Source organism: Allobosea sp. CER48 (genome assembly GCF_044752385.1).
Taxonomy (GTDB): Bacteria; Pseudomonadota; Alphaproteobacteria; order Rhizobiales; family Beijerinckiaceae; genus Allobosea.
Window position 1 is genome coordinate 1 of the sequence record NZ_JBIWYK010000004.1, and the last position, 21,889, is coordinate 21,889.

A 21,889-nucleotide genomic window follows, 5' to 3' on the forward strand; every position below is an offset into this window, starting at 1 on the left:
GTCCCTCATATGCGTCGATTTCAGCCGCTGGCATTCGGCCGGCAGCGCGCGACGCGCTGCGGTCAACCCCTGCCGGCCGCGACCGCGCAGCCGAACTCGGCCGCCGATGAGACGAACCAGGCCCAGAAGCTGCCTGCCATGCTGCGCGGGGCCATGACCTCGAACACCGCTCCATCCTCCCCTTCGGCCAACCGCCAGAGCTGTACGCCGACATAGGCGATACTGGTCGAGGCGGCATCGCCCACGGCGAAAACCGCGGGGTGGAGGTCCAGCATGACGCCCTTCGCCAGCACGTCGCGCGCATGCGGACCCGACAGCCTGAGCGCGACGCGCGCGTCGCTCTGGTCGCTGACGGCGGCGTGAGACGCGAGTGCACCGAGCTGCGCCGGGAAACGCTCGCGTGAGGCGGCACGCAGCAACCACTGATCCGGACCGGCCCAGATGACATCGTGGGCTGCGGCCCGCACGATCCGCGGCGCCGATGGCAGCGCGAGGCCAAGTTGCGTCTCGAAGGTCCGCGACAGGGCCGTCGTACCATCCGGTTTCGCGATCACGCTTGCCAGACCGAAGCCGTCCAGCAAGGTGGCGACGACACCGGTCTCGCCCGCCGCGCCGAAGGAACCCGGCTGTGCGATGCCACTCCAGCCGCCGCGCATGTCCCATGAGATCGCGGTCTCAGCCATGGAGATGTGCTCCTTCGGGGTCGACGAAGACAGGCGAGCAGATTTCGACGACGATGTCGCCATTGCGGACGGGATCGTAGGCGCGCACGCGCTCGCCGATGCGGCCGGCGCCGCCGCGGATTAGGCCAAGGCCCATCCAATGCTTCAGATGCGGGGAATAGGCGACGGACGTCATGTAACCTTCGTCGTTCTCCATCGTCGTCGCCTTGCCGATGCCGATGAAATGTGCGCCGGCGCGCAGGCGTTGCGCGGGGTCAATCGGCCTGAACCCGACGAACGACGGCCGATCCGTCTCGACGAGCGCCTGTCGGCCGGCCATCAGGCGGCCGACGAAATCCTTCTTGGTCGACATCATCTTGCCAAGGCCGAGATCGCGCGCCGTGGTCTGGCCATTGAGCTCGTTGCCGGCGACATGGCCCTTCTCGATGCGCATCACGCCGAGCGCCTCGGTACCGTAGGGCGTGATGCCGAAGGGCTCGCCCGCCCGCATCAGGGCCCGCACCATCGCATCGCCGTAATCAGCGGGAACGGCCAGCTCGTAGGCCAGTTCGCCCGAGAAGGAGATGCGGAAGAGACGCGCCGGGATACCTCCGCCCACGCTTACGGCCCGTGCCGCCAGGTAAGGGAAGGCTTCATTCGAGATGTCATGCGAGGGATCGACGACGCCGCGCAACGTCTCGCGCGCCTTCGGGCCGGCGATCGAGACCTGCGCCCACTGCTCGGAAACCGAAACCATCCGCACGTCGAGCTCCGGCCAGAGCACCTGGTGGCAGAATTCCAGGTGCTGCATCACCTTGCCGGCATTGGCGGTGGTGGTGGTCATCAGGAAGTGCTGCTCGCCGAGGCGTGAGGTCGTGCCGTCATCCATGACGAATCCGTCCTCCCGCAGCATCAGGCCGTAGCGCGCCTTGCCGACGGGGAGGGCCTTCCAGCCGTTGATATAGACCCGCTCCAGGAACTCGGCCGCATCGGCGCCCTGGATGTCGATCTTGCCGAGCGTCGAGACATCGCAGATGCCGACGCTGGAACGGACCGCCAGGACTTCGCGATTGACCGTCGTCAGCCAGTCGTTCTCACCGGGCTTCGGATAGTATTGCGCCCGCAGCCATTGGCCCGCTTCGATGAAGACGGCGCCTTGCTCGCGCGACCAGTCATGGGTCGGCGCGAGGCGGGTCGGTCTGAAATCCTTGCCGCGGTGATGGCCGGCGAGCGCGCCGATCGCCACCGGCGTATAGGGCGGCCTGAAGGTCGTGGTTCCCGTCTGCGGGATCGTCTTGCCCGTCTGCTCGGCCATGATGGCGAGGCCGGAGAGGTTCGAGGTCTTGCCCTGGTCCGTCGCCATGCCGAGCGTGGTGTAGCGCTTGAGATGCTCGACCGGCCGAAAGCCCTCGCGCTCCGCAAGCTCGACATCCTTGTCGGTGACGTCGTTCTGGTAGTCGACGAAGGCCTTGCCCTTCGCTCCCTTCACCCGCCAGACCGGCGTCAGTGCGGTGGTCTCGGGGTCGGTCACGGGCACGGGCTCCGCGGCGACAGCTGTCAGGCCGGCTTCGGCAACGGCCTCGCGGCCAAGCCGCGCGCCATCTTCCAGCGCCTGAGCCAGGGTGAAGCGCCCGGCCGCGCTTCCTGCCACCGCAAGCCCCGCCGGCAAGGTGCCGGGAACGAAGCATTGCAGAGCCTCGTCCCAGGCCGGCTTGCCGTTCTGGTGCGAGGTCAGATGCAGGGTCGGATTCCAGCCATTGGAGAGCGCCAGCAGGTCGCATGCGACATTCGTCGTCGCGCCGGAGGCGTCGCGGATCGTGACGCCGTCGAGCTGGCGGCCCCCACGCGCGCCCTCGACCACGCCACCTGCGAACAACCGTGCGCCAAGCTGCTCGGCGAGAGCCTTGCGCGCCGGGTCGGTGCCCGAGCGGGTATCGACGATCGCCGCGACCTTGCCGCCGGCAGCGGCGATGTCTCGCGCCGTCGCCCAGCCATCGTCGCCGGCGGTGAACAGCACCGTCTCGCGTGCCGGCAAAACGCCGAAGCGATTGACGTATGTTCGCGCCGCTCCGGCGAGCATGACGCCGGGCGTATCGTTGCCGGGGAAGACGATCGGCCGCTCCAGCGCGCCCGCAGCAAGGATCGCGCGCTTGGCATAGATGCGCCAGCCCCGCTGGCGCGGCTGATGGGCAGCCGGCTCGGGCAGGTGGTCGCCCACGCGCTCGACCGCCCCGTAGATGCCGTGGTCATAGAGCCCGAACACGGTCGTCCGCGGCATGATCCGCACCTCGGGCATGCTTTCGAGCTCGGCCAGCGTCGCGGCCAGCCACTCGGCCGCCGGCTTGCCGTCGATTTCGCGCCTCTCGGCGAGCAGGCGCCCGCCCAGGCGGAAATCCTCGTCGCACAGGATCACGCGGGCGCCGCTGCGCCCGGCCGCCAGCGCCGCCGCGAGGCCCGCGGGGCCGCCGCCGATCACCACCGTGTCGCAGAAGGCGAAAGCCTTCTCGTAATGGTCGGGATCTTCCGTGCCGGCCGCCCGGCCGAGGCCCGCCGCCCGGCGGATCAGCGGCTCGTAGAGCTTTTCCCAGAACGCCGCCGGCCACATGAAGGTCTTGTAGTAGAAGCCAGCGACGAGAGCCGGCGAGAGCAGCCCGTTGATCGAGAGGAGGTCGAAGGCGAGCGAGGGCCAGCGGTTCTGGCTGGCGGCGTCGAGCCCGTCGAACAGCTCTATGACGGTCGCGCGGGTGTTCGGCTCACGGCGGGCACCAGAACGCAATTCGACGAGCGCGTTCGGCTCCTCCGGGCCGGCGGAGAGGACGCCGCGCGGACGATGATATTTGAAAGAGCGGCCGACGAGGCGCACGCCATTGGCCAGCAGCGCGGAGGCCAGCGTGTCGCCGGCAAAGCCGCGATAGGACTTGCCGTCGAAGCGGAACTCCAGCGCCTGGCTGCGGTCGACCAGGCCGCCGGACGCGAGGCGGAAAGGCTGTCCGTTCATGCCTCGGCTCCCGGCTTGCGCAGCTTGGCAGCCTCGACCGAGCTGATCGCATGGCTGCGCGTGTCGCGCGTCACGACCAGCCAGGCGTGGCAGCCGGCGCCGTGATACCAGAGCTCGCGATGCGCGCCGGCCGGGTTGTCGCGCAGATAGACATAGTCGGTCATCGCGGCTTCCGTCGCGGCGATGCCGTTGGGCCGCCGCGGGTCGGCCGCGCCGAGATAGGTGAATTCCTGGGCGTCGCGCGCGCCGCAATGGGGGCAGTCAATGCGCATGGGATGGTCCTCGGCAGCGCGCTGTCAGTGCAGGTTGGGCTGGGCGCCGGCGCCCTTCTCGTCGATCAGGCGCCCCGTGGCGAAGCGATCGAGCCGATAGGCTGCCGCGACCGGATGGGGTTGGCCCGTCGCGATCAGATGGGCGAAACAGAAGCCGGAGGCCGGCGTCGCCTTGAAGCCGCCATAGCACCAGCCGGAATTGAGAAAGAGCCCGTCGACGGGCGTGAAATCGATGATCGGCGATCCGTCCATCGACATGTCCATGACGCCGCCCCAGTGGCGCAGCATCCGCACGCGGCCCAGCCCCGGCCAGAGCGCCATCGCCGATTCCATCACGTCCTCGACCACGGGCAGGTTGCCGCGCTGGGCGTAGGAGTTGTAGCCGTCGATGTCGCCGCCGAAGACGAGGCCGCCCTTGTCCGACTGGCTGATGTAGAAATGCCCGGCGCCGAAGGTGACGACCGTGTCGATCACCGGCTTGAGGCCCTCCGACACGAAGGCCTGCAGCACATGGCTTTCGATCGGGAGCCGCAGTCCGGCCATCGCCGCCACCCGCGACGAGTTGCCGGCCACCGCCATCGCGATCTTCCTGGCGCGGATTGGTCCGCGCGAGGTCTCGACGCCGACGGCACGCCCGCCGGACATCGTGATGCCGGTCACCTCGCAGTTCTGGATCATGTCGACGCCGCGGCTGTCGGCGGCGCGGGCATAGCCCCAGGCGACGGCGTCGTGCCGGGCGGATCCGCCGCGGCGCTGCAGCAGGCCGCCGTGGATCGGGAAGCGGGCATTGTCGTGGTCGAGATAGGGCAGCAGCGCCCGGACCTGTTCGCGGCCGAGCAGCTCGGAATCGACCCCGGCGAGCCGCATCGCATTGCCGCGCCGGGCAAAGGCGTCCCGCTGCGCGTCGGAGTGGTAGAGGTTGATCACGCCGCGCTGGCTGACCATGGCGTTGTAGTTCAGGTCTTCCTCGAGCCCTTCCCAGAGCTTCATCGAGAGCTCGTAGAAGGGCGTGTTGCCGGGCAGCAGGTAGTTCGACCGAATAATCGTGGTGTTGCGCCCGACATTGCCGGAGCCGAGATAGCCCTTCTCCAGCACCGCGACATTGGTGATGTTGTGCCGGCTGGCGAGGTAATGAGCCGTAGCAAGGCCATGCCCGCCGCCGCCGATGATGATGACGTCATACTCCGCCTTCGGCGCCGGGTCGCGCCAGGCGGGCGTCCAGCCCTTGTGCCCGTGAAGGGCTTGAGCGAGCAACGAGAAGACTGAATAGCGCATCGAAGGATCCGGACGGGCTTGTCTTCCCGAGATTGACCGACATAGGCTCTGCGACATGCTCGACAGCGACATGCGATTGCCTGCCAGCGACGATAGCGCGCCCACTCATGTCGGGTTCCTGCTGATCCCGGATTTTGCGCTGCTGCCCTATGCCTCGGCGATCGAGCCCTTGCGCGCGGCCAACCGGCTTTCCGGCCGCGCGCTGTATCGCTGGAGCCATGTTTCGATCGACGGAGCGCCCGCCTCGGCCTCGAACGGCGTCGCCATCGCCGCCGATGCGAGCGTCGGCGCCGATCTGCGCCTCGACTATCTGTTCGTCTGTGCGGGCGGCAATCCGGCTCTGTTCCAGCATCAGCCTACTTTTGCCTGGTTGCGCCAGCTCGCACGACGAGGGGTGCGGATCGGTGGTGTCTCCGGCGGCCCGTATCTGCTGGCCCGCGCGAACGTCCTGGGCGGCTACCGCTTCACGCTCCACTGGGAGCATGCGCCAGCGTTTCTGGAGGAGTATCCGGACCTCGACCTGCGCCGCTCGCTCTACGAGATCGACCGCGACCGCCTGACCTGCAGCGGCGGCACGGCCCCGCTCGACATGCTTCATGCCGTGATCGCGCGCGAGCATGGCAGCGAGCTCGCGCTGGCCGTCAGCGAGTGGTTCCTGCAGACCCATGTCCGGGAGGGCGCCGGCCCGCAGCGCATGCCGCTGCGCGAGCGGCTGGGCATCGCGCACGCGCCGCTGCTGCGGGTGATCGGCCGCATGGAGCAGACCATCGAGCATCCCGAGACCCGCGAAGACCTGGCCCGGCTCGCCAACGTTTCGCTGCGCCAGCTCGAGCGCCTGTTCCGTCAGCATCTCGGGCGGTCGCTTGGCGAGCACTACATGATACTGCGCCTCGATCGGGCGCGCGATCTGCTGCGGCAGACCAGCCTTTCGGTCCTGGAAGTTTCGCTGGCTTGCGGCTTCGCCAGCGCCAGCCATTTCTCCCGCAGCTACAATGGGCGTTTCGGTTATTCCCCAAGGTCCGAGCGCCTGACGCAACACCCGATCACTCGGCGCTAAACGTCAAGAACGCGTCGCATGGGGTCAATTCCGCCGGTCGATCCGCCTGAAGTCTAGGGCTTCAAATATAAAGACAGGGGATTGCGACCGATGAACAAGCTCTCCGCTCTCGCGCTGGCACTCGCCGCCACGCTCACTGCCCTGCCGGCTCTCGCGCAGGACACCTTGGCCAAGATCAAGGAGAAGGGCGTCCTCACCGTCGGCGTCAAGAACGACTACAAGCCCTGGGGCTTCCTCGATCCGTCAGGCAAGATCGTCGGCCTCGAGATCGATCTCGCGCAGGAGGTTGCCGACAAGATCGGCGTCAAGCTCGAGATGGTTCCGGTGATTGCCGCCAACCGCATCGAGTTCCTGCGCCAGGGCCGCATCGACCTGATGATCGCGACCCTGGGCGACACCGCGGAGCGGCGCAAGCAGATCGGCATGATCGAGCCGAACTATTATGCGGGCGCCACCAACGTTCTCGCGCCGAAAAGCGCCGGCCTGAAGAAATGGGAGGATCTGAAGGGCCGCAAGGTCTGCGCCGTCCAGGGCGCGTACTATAACCGTCGCGTCTCGCAGATGTATTCGCCGGAGCTGGTGGTGTTCCCATCCGTGCCGGACGCGTTGAACGCGCTGCAGGGCAACAACTGCGTCGCCTTCCTCTTCGACGATACGCTCATCGTTTCGACGCTCTCGGGCGGCGATCCGAAATGGACGAATTACGAGATGCCGCTCAATTCGGAAGACCCGCAGCTCTGGGCCGTGGCCGTGCGGCTCGACGATCTCGACGGGGCCTTCGGCAAGCTGCTGAAGGACATGTCGGTGGAATGGCACAAGAGCGGCAAGCTCCTGGCGCTCGAGAGCAAGTGGGGCATCAAGCAGAGCCCCTACCTGATCGAGACGAACAAGAAGCTGAAGGGTTCGTAGGCACCGACGCCTAGCACGCGGCTTCCACCCGTCATTCCGGACGCATGAAGCGAGGCCCGGAATCCATCGTCGCGCAGCGGTGCCCGTCGATGGATTCCGGCCCTGCGGCGCTGGTTCGCCTCCGGCCGGAATGAGGCCGGAACCAACGGAAGACACGATGATCGCAGCCTTCTTCGAGCGCCTGAACGACACGCAGGGGCTGAATTTCTCGATCTTCTACGATGCCTTCGACCGTTCGCGCTTCCTGACGGGGTTGTGGACGACGACCTACATCTGCATCGTTTCGATCCTGGCTTCGCTTGCGATCGGGCTCCTCGGCGTGTGGATCGCGGGCAGCAGCTCGCGGCTCGGCCGCCTTCTCGTGCGGATCTACGTCCAGTTCTTCCGCAACACGCCGCCGCTCGTGCAGCTCTCGTTCTTCTACTTCGCCGTGGGCGGGCTGCTGCCGACGGTGTCGGACGGCTTCGGCGGGCAATCTCCGCTGGTCAGCGGCACGGGCTGGGCGATCATTGCCTTCTCGCTCTTCGCCGGGGCCTTCAATGTCGAGATATTCCGAGCCGGCATCGAGGCGGTGCCCGAGACGATGGTCGAGGCGGCTGAATCGCTCGGCTACACGCGATTCCAGCTCTGGCGCCAGATCGTGCTGCCTCTCGCCTTCCGCATCTGCCTGCCGGCGCTGAACAACAACCTCGTCAACCTCGTGAAGACCACCACGCTCGCCTATGCGATCGGCGTGCCGGAGCTGCTCTATGCGGCGTCGCAGATCTGGTCGGAGATGTTCAACGTCCGCGAGATGATGAACGTCCTGCTCGTCGTCTACGTCCTGCTCGTCGGGGTGCTGGTCTGGGTCATGCACCGCTGGGAGAAGGCCATGCGCATTCCGGGCTACATGCCATGAGCGGCGGTGCCACCGACCTGCCGGTCCTGAAGCCGTTTCGCGCGGTGCAGATCGCGCCGAGCGGGCTTGCCGCGCCCGTGCTGTTGAGCGCCGGCCTCGTCGCCGGCGTCGCGATCGTCTTTGCGGCATCGCTCGCGGTGGCGCAGGCGTCCGGGCCGGCCGCGCGCGACGGCGCCGTGACGATCCTGTGGCGCTGGGCGCCACTGATCTTCCAGGGCTTCCTGTTCAATCTTCTGATCAGCTTCCTGTCGATGGCGCTCGGGACGGCGGTCGGCCTGCTCTTCGGCATCGGCCAGGTCTCGCCGTCGGCGGCTCTCAGGAAGCCCGCCTGGGCCGCGACGCAGTTCTTCAGGAATGCGCCCTGGCTCGTGCTGCTGTTCTACGCGATGTTCCTGCTGCCCTTCGAACTGCGGGTCGGGTCGGTCACCATCGCGTTTCCGGCCTGGATCAAGGCGATCATCGGGCTGGCGCTTCCGGTCGCGGCGAACGTCTCCGAGATCGTGCGCGGCGGCATTCGCTCGATCCCGTCGGGTCAATGGGAATCGGCGGAATCCCTCGCCTTCACCCGCCGCCAGACGATGTGGATGATCATCCTGCCGCAGGCCTTCAAGCGGATGATCCCGCCCTGGATGAACCTCTATGCCATCCTGACCATGGCGACGACGCTGATCTCGGTGGTCGGCATCCAGGACGGGCTGACGGTGACGCGCGCGGCCCTTGTCGCCGAGAGCCGGCCGGAGCTGATGCTGCCGATGTACCTCCTGCTCCTGCTGATGTTCTTCGCCTACTGCTATCCGATCGCGCGCCTCACCATGGCGCTCGAGCGCCGCTTCAACGTGAAGGGATGACCATGGTCGCCAAGCATGAACTCGGCGAGCCTGTCGTCGTCGTCGAAGGCGTCGAGAAGGCGTTCGGCGCCTTCCCGGTCCTGAAGGACGTCAGCCTCACCATCCGCCGCGGCGAGACCGTGTGCATCATCGGCCCGTCCGGCTCCGGCAAGTCGACGCTGCTGCGCTGCATCAACGCGCTGGTGCCGATCAGCAAGGGCTCGATCACCGTCGCAGGGCGGCAGGTCAACGATCCCGCGCTCGATAAGCTCGCGCTGCGCCGGGACGTCGGCATCGTCTTCCAGCAATACAACCTGTTCCCGCACAAGACGGCGCTGCAGAACGTGATGATGGCGCCGATCCACGTCCTCAAGCAGGACAGGGCCGATGTCGGCGAGCGCGCGAGGCGGCTTCTCGCCAAGGTCGGCTTGTCGCACAAGCTCGACGCCTATCCCGGCGAGCTCTCGGGCGGGCAGCAGCAGCGCGTCGCGATTGCCCGCTCGCTGGCGATGAATCCGAAGGTGATGCTGTTCGACGAGGTCACAGCGGCACTCGACCCCGAGACCAAGAAGGAGGTGCTCGTCGCCATCCGCGATCTCGCCGCCGAAGGCATGACCTGCATTCTCGTAACCCATGAGATGGGCTTCGCCCGCGAGGTGGCCGATCGCGTCTATTTCACCGACGGCGGCGTGATCGTCGAGCATGCGCCGCCGGCCGAGTTCTTCGGCGCGCCGCGCGAGGCTCGCACCCGCGCCTTCCTCGATCAGGTGCTCTGACGCGACATGTCGCGTCCCGGCCGGCCGATGTCGCAAATCGGCCGGCCAATGCGCTCCGCCAGCCCAAGAATGGCTGCCGTCATTCGAGAGCGAAGCCCATGAACATTCCCGCCTCAGATCCGAAATCCGTCACCGGCAAGCCGCTGACGATCGACGAGAAGGTCGATGTGCTGGTCATCGGCGCAGGCGCGGCCGGTCTCGAGGCGGCGATCGGGGCTGCGGCGCGCGGATTCGGCGTCCTGCTGGTTGACGAAAACCCCGTGCCCTTCAAGACGATGGGCGACGACGTCCCTCTGCATTTCGGGCAGGGCATGGCCGCCAACGCCCGTAACCGCAACGCGATGATGGAGGCGTTCGTCGCCTCGGAGCCGCGGATCGAGGAGGCCTTCGAGGCAGGAATCGACGTTCGGCTCGGCACCGCCTGTTGGGGGCTTTTCGCCAACGGCTCCGCGCTGGGCTGGATGCCTGGCCTGGTCGCGGGTGTGGCCGACGACGAGCGCAGCTTCCTGGTCGAGGCAAAGCACGTGATTCTCGCCTGCGGCAGGCGCGACATGGGGCTTGGCTTTCCGGGGTGGGAGAAGCCGGGCGTCATAGGTGCCACCGCGGCGCTCAGTCTCGCGACGCGATACGGCGCCCTCGGCCCGCGCCGGCTCGTTGTTCTGGGCTCGGGTACGGAGGCGCTGACGACGGCTCTGGCCCTGCGCGGGAACGGGGCCGAGATCGCGGCGATCGTCGAGCACGCGCCCGAAGCCGTGGGCGATGCGGCCTTGCTGGCGCGCCTGCGCGACGGCGGCGCCGAGATTCTCACGGGCCATGTCGTGCGCGAGGCTGCCGGACGCGAGGCCGTCGAGGCGGCCCTGGTCGCCAGGCTCGAGGAAACGGGCCGGCCGGCACCCGACGAGCGGAGAATCGCCTGCGACGGTATCGTGCTCGCGGTCGGCACCACGCCCGTCATCGACCTCATCGATGCGGCTGGTTGCAAGGTCGGATTCCAGCCCGAGCGTGGCGGTTATGCGCCGATCCTCGACGCCAGCCAGCGCACCAGCATCCCCAATGTCTATGCGGTCGGTGACTGCGCCGGGATCTGGGCCGCGAAGACGCGCGGCCGCGGGATCGCCGAGGCGGAGGCTGCACGGGCCGTTGCCGCGCTCGGGGCCGCTGCGCCAACGGATGATCGCATCGAGCTGCCGCCGCCGCCGGAATGCGATATCTCCGCCTATCGACTGGCCTGGGTCCGTGCCAGCGTCGTCGAGGCGCGCGCCGAATTTCATGTCTGCCAGTGCGAGGAGGTGACGGCGCGCGAGATCCTCGAAATCCGCCCGCCGCGCTATCTCGACTGGCAGAACGAACGTCGCAACGACCGCTCCCTGACGGCGCTGCTCGGCGACGGGCCGCCCAATCCCGATCAGGTGAAGCGGCTGACACGCGCCGGCATGGGCCCATGCCAGGGCAGGCGCTGCCGGGAGCAGGTTGCCGCCTTGCTGGCGCTTGGCGCCGCGCAGCCCCTTTCGGCGATCCCGCTCGCAGGCTACCGCGCTCCGACGCGGCCGATGCCGCTGTCGATGACGGCCCATGTGCCGGAATCACGGGAGCAGGCCGAGCATTGGGACACCTGGTTCGGCATGCATGCGCAATGGGTTCCGTTCTGGGAGGTCCCGGAGCGCTACACAGTCGCGACCAATGACGCGACCGGCCCCGTCGCGAGCGAGTGAGAGCGGTCATGAGCGAGATCAAGGGAGCTTCCGTCGTCATCGTCGGCGGCGGCGTCACGGGCCTTTCCGCCGCCTGGTGGCTGGCGCGTGACGGCGTCGACGTGCTGGTCCTGGAGAAGGGGCTGATCGGCTGGGAGGCTTCCGGCCGGAATGGCGGCGGCTGTTCGCACCATCACTCGCCTCTCTTTGCCGAGGAACAGCGGCTGTGGCCGATCATGGACGAGTTGCTCGGCTACCCGACCGAGTTTCGCGGCGGGCGCGTGCGCCTGGCCGCCACCGAGCACCAGATGGGTCTCTATGGCCGTGCCCTGCGCAATGCCGAGAGGCAGGGCTTCGCCTCCGAGGTGCTGGACGTCAAGCAGGCGCAGGAGATAGTGCCTCTCGCAGGCGATACCATCGTTGGCGGCTATCACTACAAGTTTGGCGGTCACGCCAACCCCCATCGCACGCTGCAGGGCTATGCCTGGGCGATGCAGGATCATGGCGGGCGCGTGCTCCAGCACACGACCGTCACGGGCTTCCGCTGCGAAGGCGGCCGGGTGACGGCCGTCGAGACCGATCGCGGCCCGATCGGCTGCGACAGCCTTGTCCTCGCTGCCGGTCCGCAGACGGGGCGCCTTTCGGCCATGCTAGGGCAGGAGGTGCCCGTGCAGTCGGCGCGATGCGAGATGATCGTCACCGAACCGCTGCCGTTGATGCCTCTCGGCGGCGTCGATGGCTGCGGCCTTTATGGCCGCCAGACGCTGCGCGGCAACCTGGCCTATGGCGGCGGGCCGCACGAATGGCTGGCCATGGCCGAGCAGGGCACCCCGGCCAAGCCGACCACGCCGCTGATGCTGCACATGGGCAGGCGTCTCGCCGAATTGCTGCCGAAGGCGGCCCATGCCCGCATCATCCGCTCCTGGGCCGGCGTGATCGAGAACACGCCGGACGGGCGTCCGGTGATCGACCGGCTCGACGCGCAGGCCAATGTCGTGGTCGCGACGCTCTCGAGCGTGGGCTTCGGCCTGTCCCCGGCAAGCGGTCATGCGATCCGCGATCTCGTGCTCGAGGGCACATGCGGCTTCGCCGACATCTCGACCTTCAAGCTGTCGCGCTTCGCTGAGCTGGAGCCGAACTGGCGGGAGCTGCAGGGTTGGCAGGTGACGGCGGCGGCAGAGGCGCTGGCCGCCTGAGAGCAGAAGGCCCAAGCCGTCATGGTCGCCTGTCCCGACCATCCACGATTTCGCTGCTCTGATCGTGTGCCGACTTGAAGACGTGATGCCCGCCACGGGAGCCTGCATCACGCGAACCCCTCACAGCGCGATGGCGACGTCCGATTTCGGGCGCGAGGAACAGGCGAGGATATAGCCCTGCGCCTCCTCCTCCGGGGAAATGCCGCCATCGTGCTGCATGTCGACGGCGCCCGACACCAGAGAAACCCGACAGGTGCCGCACATCCCCGAGGCGCAACCACAGGGAATGACGATGGTCTGGCGCGTCGCCGCCTGCAGCAGCGTCTCCCCGGGCTGAGCGGTGAACTGCTTGTCGCCGAAACGCACCGCATAGCCCTGCGCCGGCGCATCGGCCGGCACCGCGGGCGGCGAGGGCGGTGCTCCCGACGCGAAATGCTCGATATGGAACAGCTCCCTGCCACCGCCTTCGGCTGCATGGACGAGCCGGGTCTCGTCCATGAAACCCGCGGGGCCGCAGCAGAAGACCTCGCGGCGCGCGAAATCCGGCACCGCGACGGAGACCAGTCGCCGGCCCAGCCGGCCGCCGAAGCCGAACCAGCCCGGCTCCGGCCGGCTGACCAGAATCGACACCCTGAGGCGCGGCATCTTCGCCTGCAACGCCGCGAGTTCACGGCCGAACAGCACGTCGCGCGGCGTGCGGGCGGCATGGAGCCAGTGAATGTCGATGCCGGGCTCAGTCGTCGCGAGGTGGCGCAGCATCGCCATCAGCGGGCTCGCGCCCGAGCCGGCCGAGACCAGCGCTAGCCTGTCGGTCCGGCGGCTGTCTATGGTGAAGCGCCCCCTGGGCGAATGGGCGTCAAGCTGCGCACCGGCCTTGAGCCGGTCGTGCAGCCAGCGCGTGACGCGCCCTTTCGCGTGGGCCTTGATCGTCATCGCGATGGTGTCGCTGCCGTCCGGTGCTGACGCCAGCGAAAAGGTTCGGAACAGCGCCTCTCCGGCGAGTTCGAGCTTCAGCGTCATCGACTGGCCGGCAATATAGGCCGGAACACCTCCGTCTGGACGGAAGACGAATGTCTTGACGTCGTGGGTCTCGTCGCGAATGTCGACGACGGTCAATCGCAGCATGTCACGCGATGGCGAGCCGCCGCCGGCGGCTTCGAGGATGCCGGCTTTCATTCCGCTGCGATCCTGAACGGCGTCGGGCTGCCGGCATAGGCCGCCATCTTGCCGGCATACCAGTTGGTGAAGTTGGTCAGCATGAACTCGGACGGCGCGTAGGGGCCGGGCTGGTATCCCATGGAGCGGATGCCGGCATGGTTCACGGCCGCCAGCTCCGCATCCTGCGCGTTGGTCGCGATCCAGACCTCGGTGAGGCGCTCGACATCGTAGTCGACGCCCTCGACAGCATCCTCGTGCACCAGCCACGTCGTCCGCACCGCGGTCTTGTCCTGCGCGAGCGGCAGAACCCTGAAATGGATGATGTGGTCGGCGAGGAAGTGGTTCCAGTTGTTGGGAACGCGGAACATGCGGACCGAGCCGAGATCTGGCTCGGTAAAATCGGCAAGGAGTTTCCGGCAGGCCGGGCCGCCATCCATGGTGAAGGACACTGCGCCCTCATGGAACGGCAGGCGGATGCAGCGGAACTCCTGCCCCCCGTCAGCCGGCTGGTGGGGGAGGCCGAGGGCATCCCATTTTGCCGTCTTACGGTCCATCAGCGCCTTGAATTCCGCCGGGCCGCGCGGGTCGTCCGGCAAGGCGAACTCGACGAGCGTGACAAGCAGTTCCGGATGGTTTCCGGCGCAGTGGTAGCACTCGCGGTTGTTCTCGATGACGAGCTTCCAGTTGGCGTCCTCGATAAGCGTCATCTCGAAGGCGACCTTGGTGCGCTCTGGCATGTGCGGCGCGATATAGGGCGTCACCGCCTCGCGGAAACGCGTCAGATCCGGCGGGTTCTCGGCCAGGCAGACATAGACCATGCCGCAGATCACCTCGACATGGACGGGTTTCAGCCCATGATCCGCGCGGTTGAAATCGGCCGGCATCTGGCGCGCGTTGATCAGCGAGCCGTCGAGCTCGTAGACCCACTGGTGATACGGACAGACGAGGCGGTTGGCGCGGCCCTTCTCATGGCCGCAGATCCGCGAGCCGCGATGTCGGCAGCTGTTGTGGAACGCCCGGACCTGTCCGTCGCGGTCCCGAAGGACGACGACCGGATTGTCGCCGATGGCGAGCGTCAGGTAGTCGCCGGGCTTCCTGATCTCGCAGGCATTGCAGGCGAAGAGCCATTCCGTCTCGAACACCGCCTTGAGGTCGGTCTCGTGCATCGCCGGATCGACATAGAAGGCTTGCGGCAGGCTGAAGCCTTCGCGGCGATCTGCCAGGAGCTGTCGGATGCGGTCGCGATCGATCATCGGCGGAGGACTCTGCGGACGGATGATCGCGATTGTGTGCCGCCTGCATCGGCAAGGACCGGAATATTGCGACTTCGCCGACAAGCTTTGCGACGATCGGATGTCGCTTTCATTGCAACAATGTCGGAAATCCGCTTTCCTTTGATCGACTCCAGGTTGGATCATGCAAGCGAGGAGATCCGAGCCCATGAGCGAGGCGCCTGCCGGCACCCAGATCGTCACGCTGCTGCTCGTCGAGGGCTTCTCCATGATGAGCGTCGCCTCGGCCATCGAGCCGCTGCGCTCGCTTAACCGATTGATCGACCGCGAGGCCTGGCGCTGGCGGCTGGCGAGCCTGGACGGCGGCGTCCTCGCCGCCTCGAACGGCATTCCGATCCCGACCGAACCGGCGGAAGGTGCGTTGGCCGGATCGCATTATTTCTTCGTCTGCGGCGGCCTGCGCATCCAGTCGGTGGATGAGCGGCGCTATCTCGCGGTGCTGCGTAAGGCGGTGCGCGGCGGCATCCGCGTCGGCTCGCTGTCCACCGGCACCTATCTGCTGGCGCGCGCCGGCCTGCTCGACGGATACCGCTCGACGATCCACTGGGAGAATCGCCCGGCCTTCCAGGAGGAGTTCCCCGGTCTCACCTGCACCGACAAGCTCTACGAAATCGACCGAGACCGGATGACCTGCTCGGGCGGTACCGCAGCCATGGACCTGATGCTGCATCTCATCACCGAGCGTCACGGCGCCGACCTCGCCCGGCGTGTCGCAAACCAGTTCCACCACGATCGGATCCGCGACGAGCGGGACAACCAGAGCGGGGGCCGGCTCGAGCGCATGTCGAACCTGCCGCCCGCCGTGCGCAGCGCCGTGCGGTTGATGCAGCGGCATGTCGAGGACACCATCTCGATCGCCGACATCGCGGAGACCGTCGGCATGAGCCCGCGCCAGCTCGAACGGCTTTTCCTGCGCTATCTGCAGACTTCGCCTGCCCGCTATTATCTCTCGCTTCGGATCGACCGGGCCCGAGAATTGCTGCTCTATTCGGATCGACCGATCCTCGAGGTCGCGATCGCTGCCGGCTTCACCTCGACCTCCCACTTCGCCCACTGGTTCCGAAAGCTGCAGGGCGTGCGGCCAAGCCAGTTGCGCGGGCGCCCGGCGGCGGCCGAAGAGGAAGCGCCGTCGCCGGCCGCCTGAAGCGGCTCGCAAACCTCGCGACGCCGCGTCGCAAGCGCGACATGCGATGTCGCTTTTCCGGCCCGAGCTTGGAAAGGTTCTGATCGACACTTCCCCGACAAGGCGGATAACCGTCGACAGGGGATGGCAGTGGAGACGATCGCCTTCATCATGGCGAATCTTCCGGTGATCGGGCAGCGGATGCTCGAACACGTCTCGCTTGTCGGCGTCTCGGTCGGTATCGCGATCCTCACCGGCGTGCCGACCGGCATCGCGATCACGCAGAACAGGCGTGCGGCGGACCTCGTCCTCTACATCGCCTCGATCATCATCACGATCCCCTCGATCGCACTGTTCGGCATCCTGATCCCTCTGCTGTCGACGATCGGGCACGGCATCGGCTACCTGCCGGCGGTGATCGCGCTGATCCTCTACGCGCAGCTGCCGATCATCCGGAACACCTACACCGCGATCATGAATGTCGATCCGGCCCTGCGCGAAGCGGCGCGCGGCATGGGCATGACGACGCTGGAGCGGCTTCGCCGCGTGGAGCTGCCGCTGGCGCTTCCGGTGATCCTCAACGGGGTGCGCAGTGCCGTCGTCCTCAACATCGCGATCGCAGCCATCGCGACCTATATCGGCGCCGGCGGGCTCGGCACCTTCATCTCGCGCGGCATCTCGCAGACCGATATCCGGCAGCTCCTGACGGGCGCCATCGCCGTCAGCCTGCTCGCGATCGTCGCCGATTATGGCCTGCTCTTCGCGCAGCGCGTCCTCACCTCGCCGGGATTGAAGCTGAAATGATCCGTCTCGACCAGGTCTCCAAGCATTTCGGGACGATGGTCGCCGTCGACCGTATCGACATGGAGGTGCCGGCGGGCGCCGTCTGCGTGCTGCTCGGCCCCTCGGGCTGCGGCAAGACCACGACGATGAAGATGATCAACCGGCTGATCGCGCCGACCTCCGGCAAGATCTATGTCGATGGCAAGGACACGGCGGCCCTCGACGAGGTCACGCTGCGCCGCTCCATCGGCTATGTCATCCAGCAGATCGGCCTGTTTCCGAACATGACGATCGAGGAGAATATCTGCGTCGTGCCGGATCTGCTGGGGTGGCCGGGCGCAAAGTCGCGCAAGCGCGCCGCCGAGCTGCTCGACATGGTCAATCTCGACCCGTCCGTCTTCCTCAAGCGCTATCCCAAGCAGCTCTCAGGCGGACAGCAGCAGCGGGTCGGGGTGGTGCGGGCGCTCGCCGCGGACCCGCCTGTGCTGTTGATGGACGAGCCCTTCGGGGCGATCGACCCGATCAACCGCGAGGTGATCCAGGACGAGTTCATGAAGCTCCAGGCCGAGCTCAGGAAAACCATCGTCTTCGTCAGCCACGACATCGACGAAGCCGTGAAGATGGCGACCCGCATCGCGATTTTCCGTGACGGCAAGCTGATCCAGTACGATACGCCCGACAACATCCTCGCCCATCCGATCGACGCCTTCGTCTCGGAGTTCGTCGGCTCCGACCGCACGCTGAAGCGGCTGCGTCTCATCCGTGTCGCGGATGCGATGATGGCGGCCCCGCCGCGGGTGCGGGCCGAGGACACGCTCGATACCGCCGTCAGGCTCATGGCGGAGCACGGCCATGTTGCCGTCGTGATGGTCGGGCCGCGGGGCAGGGCGCGTGGCGTAGTCCGCATCGAGGAGGCACGCGAGCGCAAGGGCACCGTAGGTGAGCATCAGGAGCCTCTGCCGGGCGTGGTCAATGTCAGGGACGACCTGCGGACCGCCGTCTCGCAGATGTTCACCCATGGCGCGACCTGGCTCGCCTGTGTCGACGATGACGGCTTCTACAAGGGCTACATCACCCAGAAGAGCATCACCCAGGTGCTCGGCGCGACCTATCGGGAAAGCTGAGATGGCGCGCGAGGGCCTCGCCGGAACGCTTCGCTGGCTGGTCGTCTTCGGGGCCTTCGCTCTCGGCGCCTGGCTGCAGGCGCGCGGCACCATTCCCGCGATCCTGAGCTATTCCGGCGACGTCAGCTATCTCATCCGCCAGCATCTCGCGCTGGCGGCGATGTCGGGCGCGATCGCGCTCGTCGTCGGCATTCCGCTCGGCATTGCCCTGACCCGCCCGCGCCTGGAGATCTTTGCCGACGCGGTGACGCAGATCGTCAATCTCGGCACCACCATCCCGACGCTGGCGCTCCTCGCCATCTCGATGTCCTTCCTCGGCATCGGCTCTCCGCCGGCCGTCTTTGCGCTGTTCGTGCTGACGCTGCTGCCGATCGTACTCAACACGATCGCGGGCCTGCGCTCCGTGCCGCAGCACCTGATCGAGGCCGCACGGGGCATGGGCATGACGCCCGGTCAGATCCTGCGCCGCGTCGAACTGCCCAACGCCGTCTTCGTCATCCTGGCCGGGGTCCGAACCGCCTTCGCCATCAACATCGGCACCGTGCCGCTCGCCTTCCTGATCGGCGGCGGCGGACTGGGCGAACTGATCTTCACCGGCATCGACCTGATGGAGCCGAGCATGCTTCTGGCGGGCGCGATTCCAACGGCGCTGCTGGCCGTGCTCGTCGATTTCCTCATCGGCCAGATCCAGTTCTGGCTGGTTCCGCGAGGCGTCAACCCGCTGCGCTAGGCAGCGATCCACTCAGACACAAGAAGGGGAATACGACCATGCTCAAGCGCACTTTCCTCGGCCTCGCCTCCGCCGCGCTGGCATTCGCGGCCCTGCCGCTAGCCGCGCAGGCGCAGGCCGTCGTCGTCGGCGGCAAGAACTTCACCGAGCAGCAGCTCATGGCGGAGATGACGACGCAGTTGCTCAAGGCCAAGGGTTTCGCCGTCGACAAGCGCGCTGGCCTCGGCACGGCACCGCTGCGCCAGGCGCAGGAAGCCGGCCAGATCGACGTGTACTGGGAATATACCGGAACCTCGCTGATCACCTTCAACAAGGTCGCCGACAAGCTCGATGCGAACGCGACCTATGCCAAGGTCAAGGAACTGGACGCCGCCAAGGGGCTCGTGTGGCTGAATCCATCCAAGGCCAACAACACCTATGCGCTCGCCATGCGCAAGAAGGACGCGGAGGCGAAGGGCATCAAGACGCTCGACGACCTCGCCGCCAAGGTGAAGGGTGGGCAGGCGATGAAGTTCGGCTGCAATGCCGAGTTCTATGCGCGCCCGGATGGGCTCGCGCCTCTCGAGAAGACCTATGGCTTCGATTTCGGCCGCGAGAACGTCGTGCGCATGGATACGGGGCTGGTCTATCAGGCGCTGCGCGATTCCCAGGTCGAGGTCGGCCTTGTCTTCGCCACCGACGGACGCGTGCCGGCGTTCGACTTCGTCATCCTGACCGACACCAAGGGCTATTTCCCGACCTATGCGATGACGCCCGTCATCCGCAAGGAAACGCTCGACAAGAACCCGAAGCTCGCCGAGATCCTGAACGGCCTCTCCGCCAAGCTGGACGACGCGACCATGGCCAAGCTCAACGCCTCCGTCGATGTCGAGAAGAAGAGCGTGGAGGAGGTCGCCGCCGGCTTCCTCAAGGGCCAGTCGCTGGTTTGAACCTGTCCCGACCGGCCGAAGGCGCAATGCGCCTTCGGCTCCGATGCGAGCCGCCATGTCGTCGCTGAAAGTCGCTGTCGCCCAGATCCGCTGCGCGCCGGCCGATGTGCAGGCGAACCTCGCCACGCATCTGTCCGTCATCGCCGAGGCCCGCGATACCGGCGTCGAGCTATTGCTCTTTCCCGAGCTGTCGCTGACGGATTACCTGGCCTCGCCCGATTGCGGGACGCTTGCGCTGGACCAGGGCTCGCAGGAATTGCTGAGCCTCGCAGAGGCCGCGCGCGGGATCACGATCTCCGCCGGCTTCATCGAACGCGACCGGGACGGCCGCTTCTACAACGCCCAGGGCCTGTTCCACGATGGCAGGTTGCTGGCGGTTCACCGAAAGCTGAACCTGCCCGGCTACGGTGCCTTGCGCGAGGACCGCGTCTACGCACGCGGAAGCGCCATTGCGCCGGCGGAACTCGGGCGCGGCTGGCGCGCGGCCACGCTGATCTGTGCCGATGCCTGGAACCCTGCATTGCCCTGGCTCGCGGCCTTGTCCGGCATCAATCTGTTGCTCCTGCCTGCCGCCTCGGCGCTCGGTGCCGTCGGCAACGGCTTCGACAACCCCCGTGGCTGGGAGGTCAATCTCGCTTACACCGCGCTGACCTATGGCCTGCCGACGCTCTTCGCCAATCATTGCGGCAGGCGCGCAGACGCCACGTTCTGGGGTGGTTCGCGCATTCTCGATGCCTCGGGCCGTGAGGTCGCCCGCGCCGGCACCATGCCGGAGCTGATCGCGGCGACGTTGGAACTGGCGGACGGGGAGGCGGCGCAGCGCCGGCTGCCGACGGTTCGCGACAGTGACCCCGCGCTCGTCGGCGCCCTGCTGGCCGGCCTGATCGCGAAAGACGGGAACCTCGCGCCATGATCGATCCAACGGACTTCATTCATGGGCTGACTTTCGCGCAATTGCCGGGCGAGGTGCGCCACCAGGCGAGGCGCTGCCTGCTCGACCTGATCGGCGTCGCGGCTGGCGGGCGGCAGACCGATCTCTCGCGCATCGCGCATGATTTCGCCGTCGACCACCTCGGCGCCGGCCGCAAGGGAGCCCGCATTCTGTTCGATGGACGCAAGGCCAGCGCCGCCGGCGCCGCTTTCGCAGGCGCAACGACCATCGATTCATTCGACGCCCATGACGGCCACGCACTGACAAAAGGTCATGCCGGGGTCGCCATCCTGCCGACCATTCTGGCGGTGGCGGATGCCGAAGGCCTGCTGGACGGCGGCGGTCTCGATGCAGAAGCCCTCTTGTCGAGCCTTGTGCTTGGCTACGAGGTCGCGACCCGCGCTGGCATCGCCCTGCACGCGAGCGCCTGCGACTACCACACGTCCGGCGCCTGGAACGCGCTGGGCTGCGCAGCCGTCACGGCGCGGCTGCTCGGGCTCGGGGCCGGGCAGACCCGCCATGCTCTCGGCATTGCCGAATATCACGGCCCGCGGAGCCAGATGATGCGCTGCATCGACCATCCGACGATGGTGAAGGACGGCTCCGGCTGGGGGGCGCTCGCGGGCGTCAGTGCGGCATATCTGGCCCGCGAGGGCTTCACCGGTGCTCCGGCGATCACCATGGAAGCCCCGGACCAGGCGCCAGTCTGGGCCGACCTTGGAGAGCGCTGGCTCATTCTCGACCAGTACTTCAAGCCGTGGCCGGTCTGCCGCTGGGCGCAGCCGGCGATCGAGGCTGCGAGCCGCCTGAGGTCGGAACATGCGCTTGACGCGTCCGATATCGACAGCGTCGAAGTCGAGACCTTCCACGAGGCCGTGCGCCTGGGAACAGCGCTGCCGACGACGACCGAGGCTGCCCAGTACGCCATCGGCTTCCCGCTTGCCGCCTATCTGGTCCGCGGGCGGCTGGGTGCGGAGGAGATCGGCCCGGATGGCTTGAGCGACCCCGCGATCGGCGACCTCCTGAGCCGGGTCCGGCTGAGTGAAGTGCCGGCATTGTCCCGGCGTTTTCCGGCCGAGAGGCTGGCGCGGCTTCGCGTCACGCTTAGGTCCGGCCGGATTCTGACCTCCGGAGACGTGGCCGCCCGCGGAGACAGGGCGGCTCCGCTGTCGGATGCCGAGATGCTTGCGAAGTTCGATCTGTTGGCCGCGGCCCTCGGCCGCGAAGAGGCTTCCGTCATGGGTGTCGGCTGCTTGCA

Annotated in this window: 20 protein-coding genes; 14 read left to right on the top strand and 6 right to left on the bottom strand. The window is 67.3% G+C overall.

The annotated features are described in order from the left end of the window. Nucleotides 1–62 precede the first annotated feature (62 nt). From ACIPIA_RS00345 to ACIPIA_RS00360, 4 genes are read right to left on the bottom strand one after another with little or no spacing between them, the layout of a single operon-like run. Nucleotides 63–683 carry a sarcosine oxidase subunit gamma gene (locus ACIPIA_RS00345; protein WP_400505551.1) on the bottom strand — a complete coding sequence of 207 codons (621 nt, stop codon included), beginning with the start codon at nucleotides 681–683 and terminating at the stop codon, nucleotides 63–65. Continuing rightward, nucleotides 676–3,660 (bottom strand): sarcosine oxidase subunit alpha family protein, encoded by a 2,985-nt coding sequence (locus tag ACIPIA_RS00350; protein ID WP_400505553.1) that lies wholly within the window; start codon nucleotides 3,658–3,660, stop codon nucleotides 676–678. The genes ACIPIA_RS00345 and ACIPIA_RS00350 overlap by 8 nt, the downstream gene beginning before the upstream one ends. Beyond that, nucleotides 3,657–3,932, bottom strand: a complete 276-nt coding sequence (locus ACIPIA_RS00355; protein WP_400505555.1) for a sarcosine oxidase subunit delta — start codon at nucleotides 3,930–3,932, stop codon at nucleotides 3,657–3,659. The genes ACIPIA_RS00350 and ACIPIA_RS00355 overlap by 4 nt, the downstream gene beginning before the upstream one ends. Before the next feature lie 24 nt (nucleotides 3,933–3,956). After that, nucleotides 3,957–5,207 carry a sarcosine oxidase subunit beta family protein gene (locus tag ACIPIA_RS00360; RefSeq protein WP_400505557.1) on the bottom strand — a complete coding sequence of 417 codons (1,251 nt, stop codon included), beginning with the start codon at nucleotides 5,205–5,207 and terminating at the stop codon, nucleotides 3,957–3,959. 55 nt (nucleotides 5,208–5,262) lie between these two features. On the opposite strand from ACIPIA_RS00360, the gene ACIPIA_RS00365 reads away from it, so the two are divergent. The 7 genes from ACIPIA_RS00365 (at nucleotide 5,263) to ACIPIA_RS00395 (ending at nucleotide 12,561) form a co-directional block, all read left to right on the top strand. Then, complete coding sequence (locus tag ACIPIA_RS00365) at nucleotides 5,263–6,264, top strand: GlxA family transcriptional regulator (protein WP_400505559.1); 1,002 nt, start codon at nucleotides 5,263–5,265, stop codon at nucleotides 6,262–6,264. A gap of 90 nt (nucleotides 6,265–6,354) precedes the next feature. Further along, nucleotides 6,355–7,173 (top strand): transporter substrate-binding domain-containing protein, encoded by an 819-nt coding sequence (locus tag ACIPIA_RS00370; RefSeq protein WP_400505561.1) that lies wholly within the window; start codon nucleotides 6,355–6,357, stop codon nucleotides 7,171–7,173. A gap of 157 nt (nucleotides 7,174–7,330) precedes the next feature. Further along, nucleotides 7,331–8,071 (top strand): amino acid ABC transporter permease, encoded by a 741-nt coding sequence (locus tag ACIPIA_RS00375; protein WP_400505563.1) that lies wholly within the window; start codon nucleotides 7,331–7,333, stop codon nucleotides 8,069–8,071. Further along, the gene (locus ACIPIA_RS00380; RefSeq protein ID WP_400505565.1) at nucleotides 8,068–8,919 is read left to right on the top strand and encodes an amino acid ABC transporter permease; all 852 of its coding nucleotides are present in this window, start codon (nucleotides 8,068–8,070) and stop codon (nucleotides 8,917–8,919) included. The genes ACIPIA_RS00375 and ACIPIA_RS00380 overlap by 4 nt, the downstream gene beginning before the upstream one ends. Beyond that, nucleotides 8,916–9,674, top strand: a complete 759-nt coding sequence (locus ACIPIA_RS00385) for an amino acid ABC transporter ATP-binding protein (protein WP_400505567.1) — start codon at nucleotides 8,916–8,918, stop codon at nucleotides 9,672–9,674. Before ACIPIA_RS00380 ends, ACIPIA_RS00385 begins: the two co-directional genes overlap by 4 nt. Nucleotides 9,675–9,772: 98 nt before the next feature. Beyond that, nucleotides 9,773–11,386 carry an FAD-dependent oxidoreductase gene (locus ACIPIA_RS00390; RefSeq protein WP_400505569.1) on the top strand — a complete coding sequence of 538 codons (1,614 nt, stop codon included), beginning with the start codon at nucleotides 9,773–9,775 and terminating at the stop codon, nucleotides 11,384–11,386. Nucleotides 11,387–11,394: 8 nt separating this feature from the next. Continuing rightward, on the top strand, nucleotides 11,395–12,561 hold the full coding sequence (locus tag ACIPIA_RS00395) for an NAD(P)/FAD-dependent oxidoreductase (RefSeq protein WP_400505571.1): 1,167 nt from the start codon (nucleotides 11,395–11,397) through the stop codon (nucleotides 12,559–12,561). Between the two features lie 120 nt (nucleotides 12,562–12,681). On the opposite strand, the gene ACIPIA_RS00400 is transcribed toward ACIPIA_RS00395, so the two are convergent. Next, nucleotides 12,682–13,737 (bottom strand): FAD-binding oxidoreductase, encoded by a 1,056-nt coding sequence (locus tag ACIPIA_RS00400; RefSeq protein ID WP_400505573.1) that lies wholly within the window; start codon nucleotides 13,735–13,737, stop codon nucleotides 12,682–12,684. Continuing rightward, nucleotides 13,734–14,972 (bottom strand): aromatic ring-hydroxylating oxygenase subunit alpha, encoded by a 1,239-nt coding sequence (locus tag ACIPIA_RS00405; protein WP_400505574.1) that lies wholly within the window; start codon nucleotides 14,970–14,972, stop codon nucleotides 13,734–13,736. Before ACIPIA_RS00405 ends, ACIPIA_RS00400 begins: the two co-directional genes overlap by 4 nt. Nucleotides 14,973–15,159: 187 nt before the next feature. On the opposite strand from ACIPIA_RS00405, the gene ACIPIA_RS00410 reads away from it, so the two are divergent. From ACIPIA_RS00410 to ACIPIA_RS00440, 7 genes are all read left to right on the top strand, one after another. Beyond that, nucleotides 15,160–16,155 (top strand): GlxA family transcriptional regulator, encoded by a 996-nt coding sequence (locus ACIPIA_RS00410; protein ID WP_400505576.1) that lies wholly within the window; start codon nucleotides 15,160–15,162, stop codon nucleotides 16,153–16,155. A gap of 123 nt (nucleotides 16,156–16,278) precedes the next feature. Continuing rightward, nucleotides 16,279–16,938 (top strand): ABC transporter permease, encoded by a 660-nt coding sequence (locus tag ACIPIA_RS00415; protein WP_465246946.1) that lies wholly within the window; start codon nucleotides 16,279–16,281, stop codon nucleotides 16,936–16,938. Beyond that, entirely contained in the window at nucleotides 16,935–18,041 is a 1,107-nt protein-coding gene (locus ACIPIA_RS00420; protein WP_400505578.1) for an ABC transporter ATP-binding protein, read from the top strand. The genes ACIPIA_RS00415 and ACIPIA_RS00420 overlap by 4 nt, the downstream gene beginning before the upstream one ends. A 1-nt stretch (nucleotide 18,042) precedes the next feature. After that, on the top strand, nucleotides 18,043–18,771 hold the full coding sequence (locus ACIPIA_RS00425) for an ABC transporter permease (RefSeq protein WP_400505580.1): 729 nt from the start codon (nucleotides 18,043–18,045) through the stop codon (nucleotides 18,769–18,771). A 38-nt stretch (nucleotides 18,772–18,809) separates the two neighbouring features. Beyond that, nucleotides 18,810–19,700, top strand: a complete 891-nt coding sequence (locus tag ACIPIA_RS00430) for a glycine betaine ABC transporter substrate-binding protein (RefSeq protein ID WP_400505582.1) — start codon at nucleotides 18,810–18,812, stop codon at nucleotides 19,698–19,700. 55 nt (nucleotides 19,701–19,755) lie between these two features. Continuing rightward, nucleotides 19,756–20,613 (top strand): nitrilase-related carbon-nitrogen hydrolase, encoded by an 858-nt coding sequence (locus tag ACIPIA_RS00435; RefSeq protein ID WP_400505584.1) that lies wholly within the window; start codon nucleotides 19,756–19,758, stop codon nucleotides 20,611–20,613. Further along, the coding region (locus ACIPIA_RS00440) for an MmgE/PrpD family protein (protein WP_400505586.1) at nucleotides 20,610–21,889 on the top strand (1,280 nt) is incomplete at its 3' end. The genes ACIPIA_RS00435 and ACIPIA_RS00440, both read left to right, overlap by 4 nt.

Excerpts from the sequence above, each read along its gene's own strand:
- ACIPIA_RS00365 (WP_400505559.1), top strand. The coding sequence starts at position 5,263 with ATGCTCGACAGCGACATGCGATTGCCTGCCAGCGACGATAGCGCGCCC.
- ACIPIA_RS00385 (WP_400505567.1), top strand. The coding sequence starts at position 8,916 with ATGACCATGGTCGCCAAGCATGAACTCGGCGAGCCTGTCGTCGTCGTC.
- ACIPIA_RS00355 (WP_400505555.1), bottom strand. The coding sequence starts at position 3,932 with ATGCGCATTGACTGCCCCCATTGCGGCGCGCGCGACGCCCAGGAATTC.
- ACIPIA_RS00360 (WP_400505557.1), bottom strand. The coding sequence starts at position 5,207 with ATGCGCTATTCAGTCTTCTCGTTGCTCGCTCAAGCCCTTCACGGGCAC.
- ACIPIA_RS00405 (WP_400505574.1), bottom strand. The coding sequence starts at position 14,972 with ATGATCGATCGCGACCGCATCCGACAGCTCCTGGCAGATCGCCGCGAA.
- ACIPIA_RS00390 (WP_400505569.1), top strand. The coding sequence starts at position 9,773 with ATGAACATTCCCGCCTCAGATCCGAAATCCGTCACCGGCAAGCCGCTG.
- ACIPIA_RS00350 (WP_400505553.1), bottom strand. The coding sequence starts at position 3,660 with ATGAACGGACAGCCTTTCCGCCTCGCGTCCGGCGGCCTGGTCGACCGC.
- ACIPIA_RS00375 (WP_400505563.1), top strand. The coding sequence starts at position 7,331 with ATGATCGCAGCCTTCTTCGAGCGCCTGAACGACACGCAGGGGCTGAAT.
- ACIPIA_RS00400 (WP_400505573.1), bottom strand. The coding sequence starts at position 13,737 with ATGAAAGCCGGCATCCTCGAAGCCGCCGGCGGCGGCTCGCCATCGCGT.
- ACIPIA_RS00425 (WP_400505580.1), top strand. The coding sequence starts at position 18,043 with ATGGCGCGCGAGGGCCTCGCCGGAACGCTTCGCTGGCTGGTCGTCTTC.
- ACIPIA_RS00435 (WP_400505584.1), top strand. The coding sequence starts at position 19,756 with ATGTCGTCGCTGAAAGTCGCTGTCGCCCAGATCCGCTGCGCGCCGGCC.
- ACIPIA_RS00410 (WP_400505576.1), top strand. The coding sequence starts at position 15,160 with ATGAGCGAGGCGCCTGCCGGCACCCAGATCGTCACGCTGCTGCTCGTC.
- ACIPIA_RS00430 (WP_400505582.1), top strand. The coding sequence starts at position 18,810 with ATGCTCAAGCGCACTTTCCTCGGCCTCGCCTCCGCCGCGCTGGCATTC.
- ACIPIA_RS00380 (WP_400505565.1), top strand. The coding sequence starts at position 8,068 with ATGAGCGGCGGTGCCACCGACCTGCCGGTCCTGAAGCCGTTTCGCGCG.
- ACIPIA_RS00345 (WP_400505551.1), bottom strand. The coding sequence starts at position 683 with ATGGCTGAGACCGCGATCTCATGGGACATGCGCGGCGGCTGGAGTGGC.
- ACIPIA_RS00420 (WP_400505578.1), top strand. The coding sequence starts at position 16,935 with ATGATCCGTCTCGACCAGGTCTCCAAGCATTTCGGGACGATGGTCGCC.
- ACIPIA_RS00395 (WP_400505571.1), top strand. The coding sequence starts at position 11,395 with ATGAGCGAGATCAAGGGAGCTTCCGTCGTCATCGTCGGCGGCGGCGTC.
- ACIPIA_RS00370 (WP_400505561.1), top strand. The coding sequence starts at position 6,355 with ATGAACAAGCTCTCCGCTCTCGCGCTGGCACTCGCCGCCACGCTCACT.
- ACIPIA_RS00415 (WP_465246946.1), top strand. The coding sequence starts at position 16,279 with ATGGCAGTGGAGACGATCGCCTTCATCATGGCGAATCTTCCGGTGATC.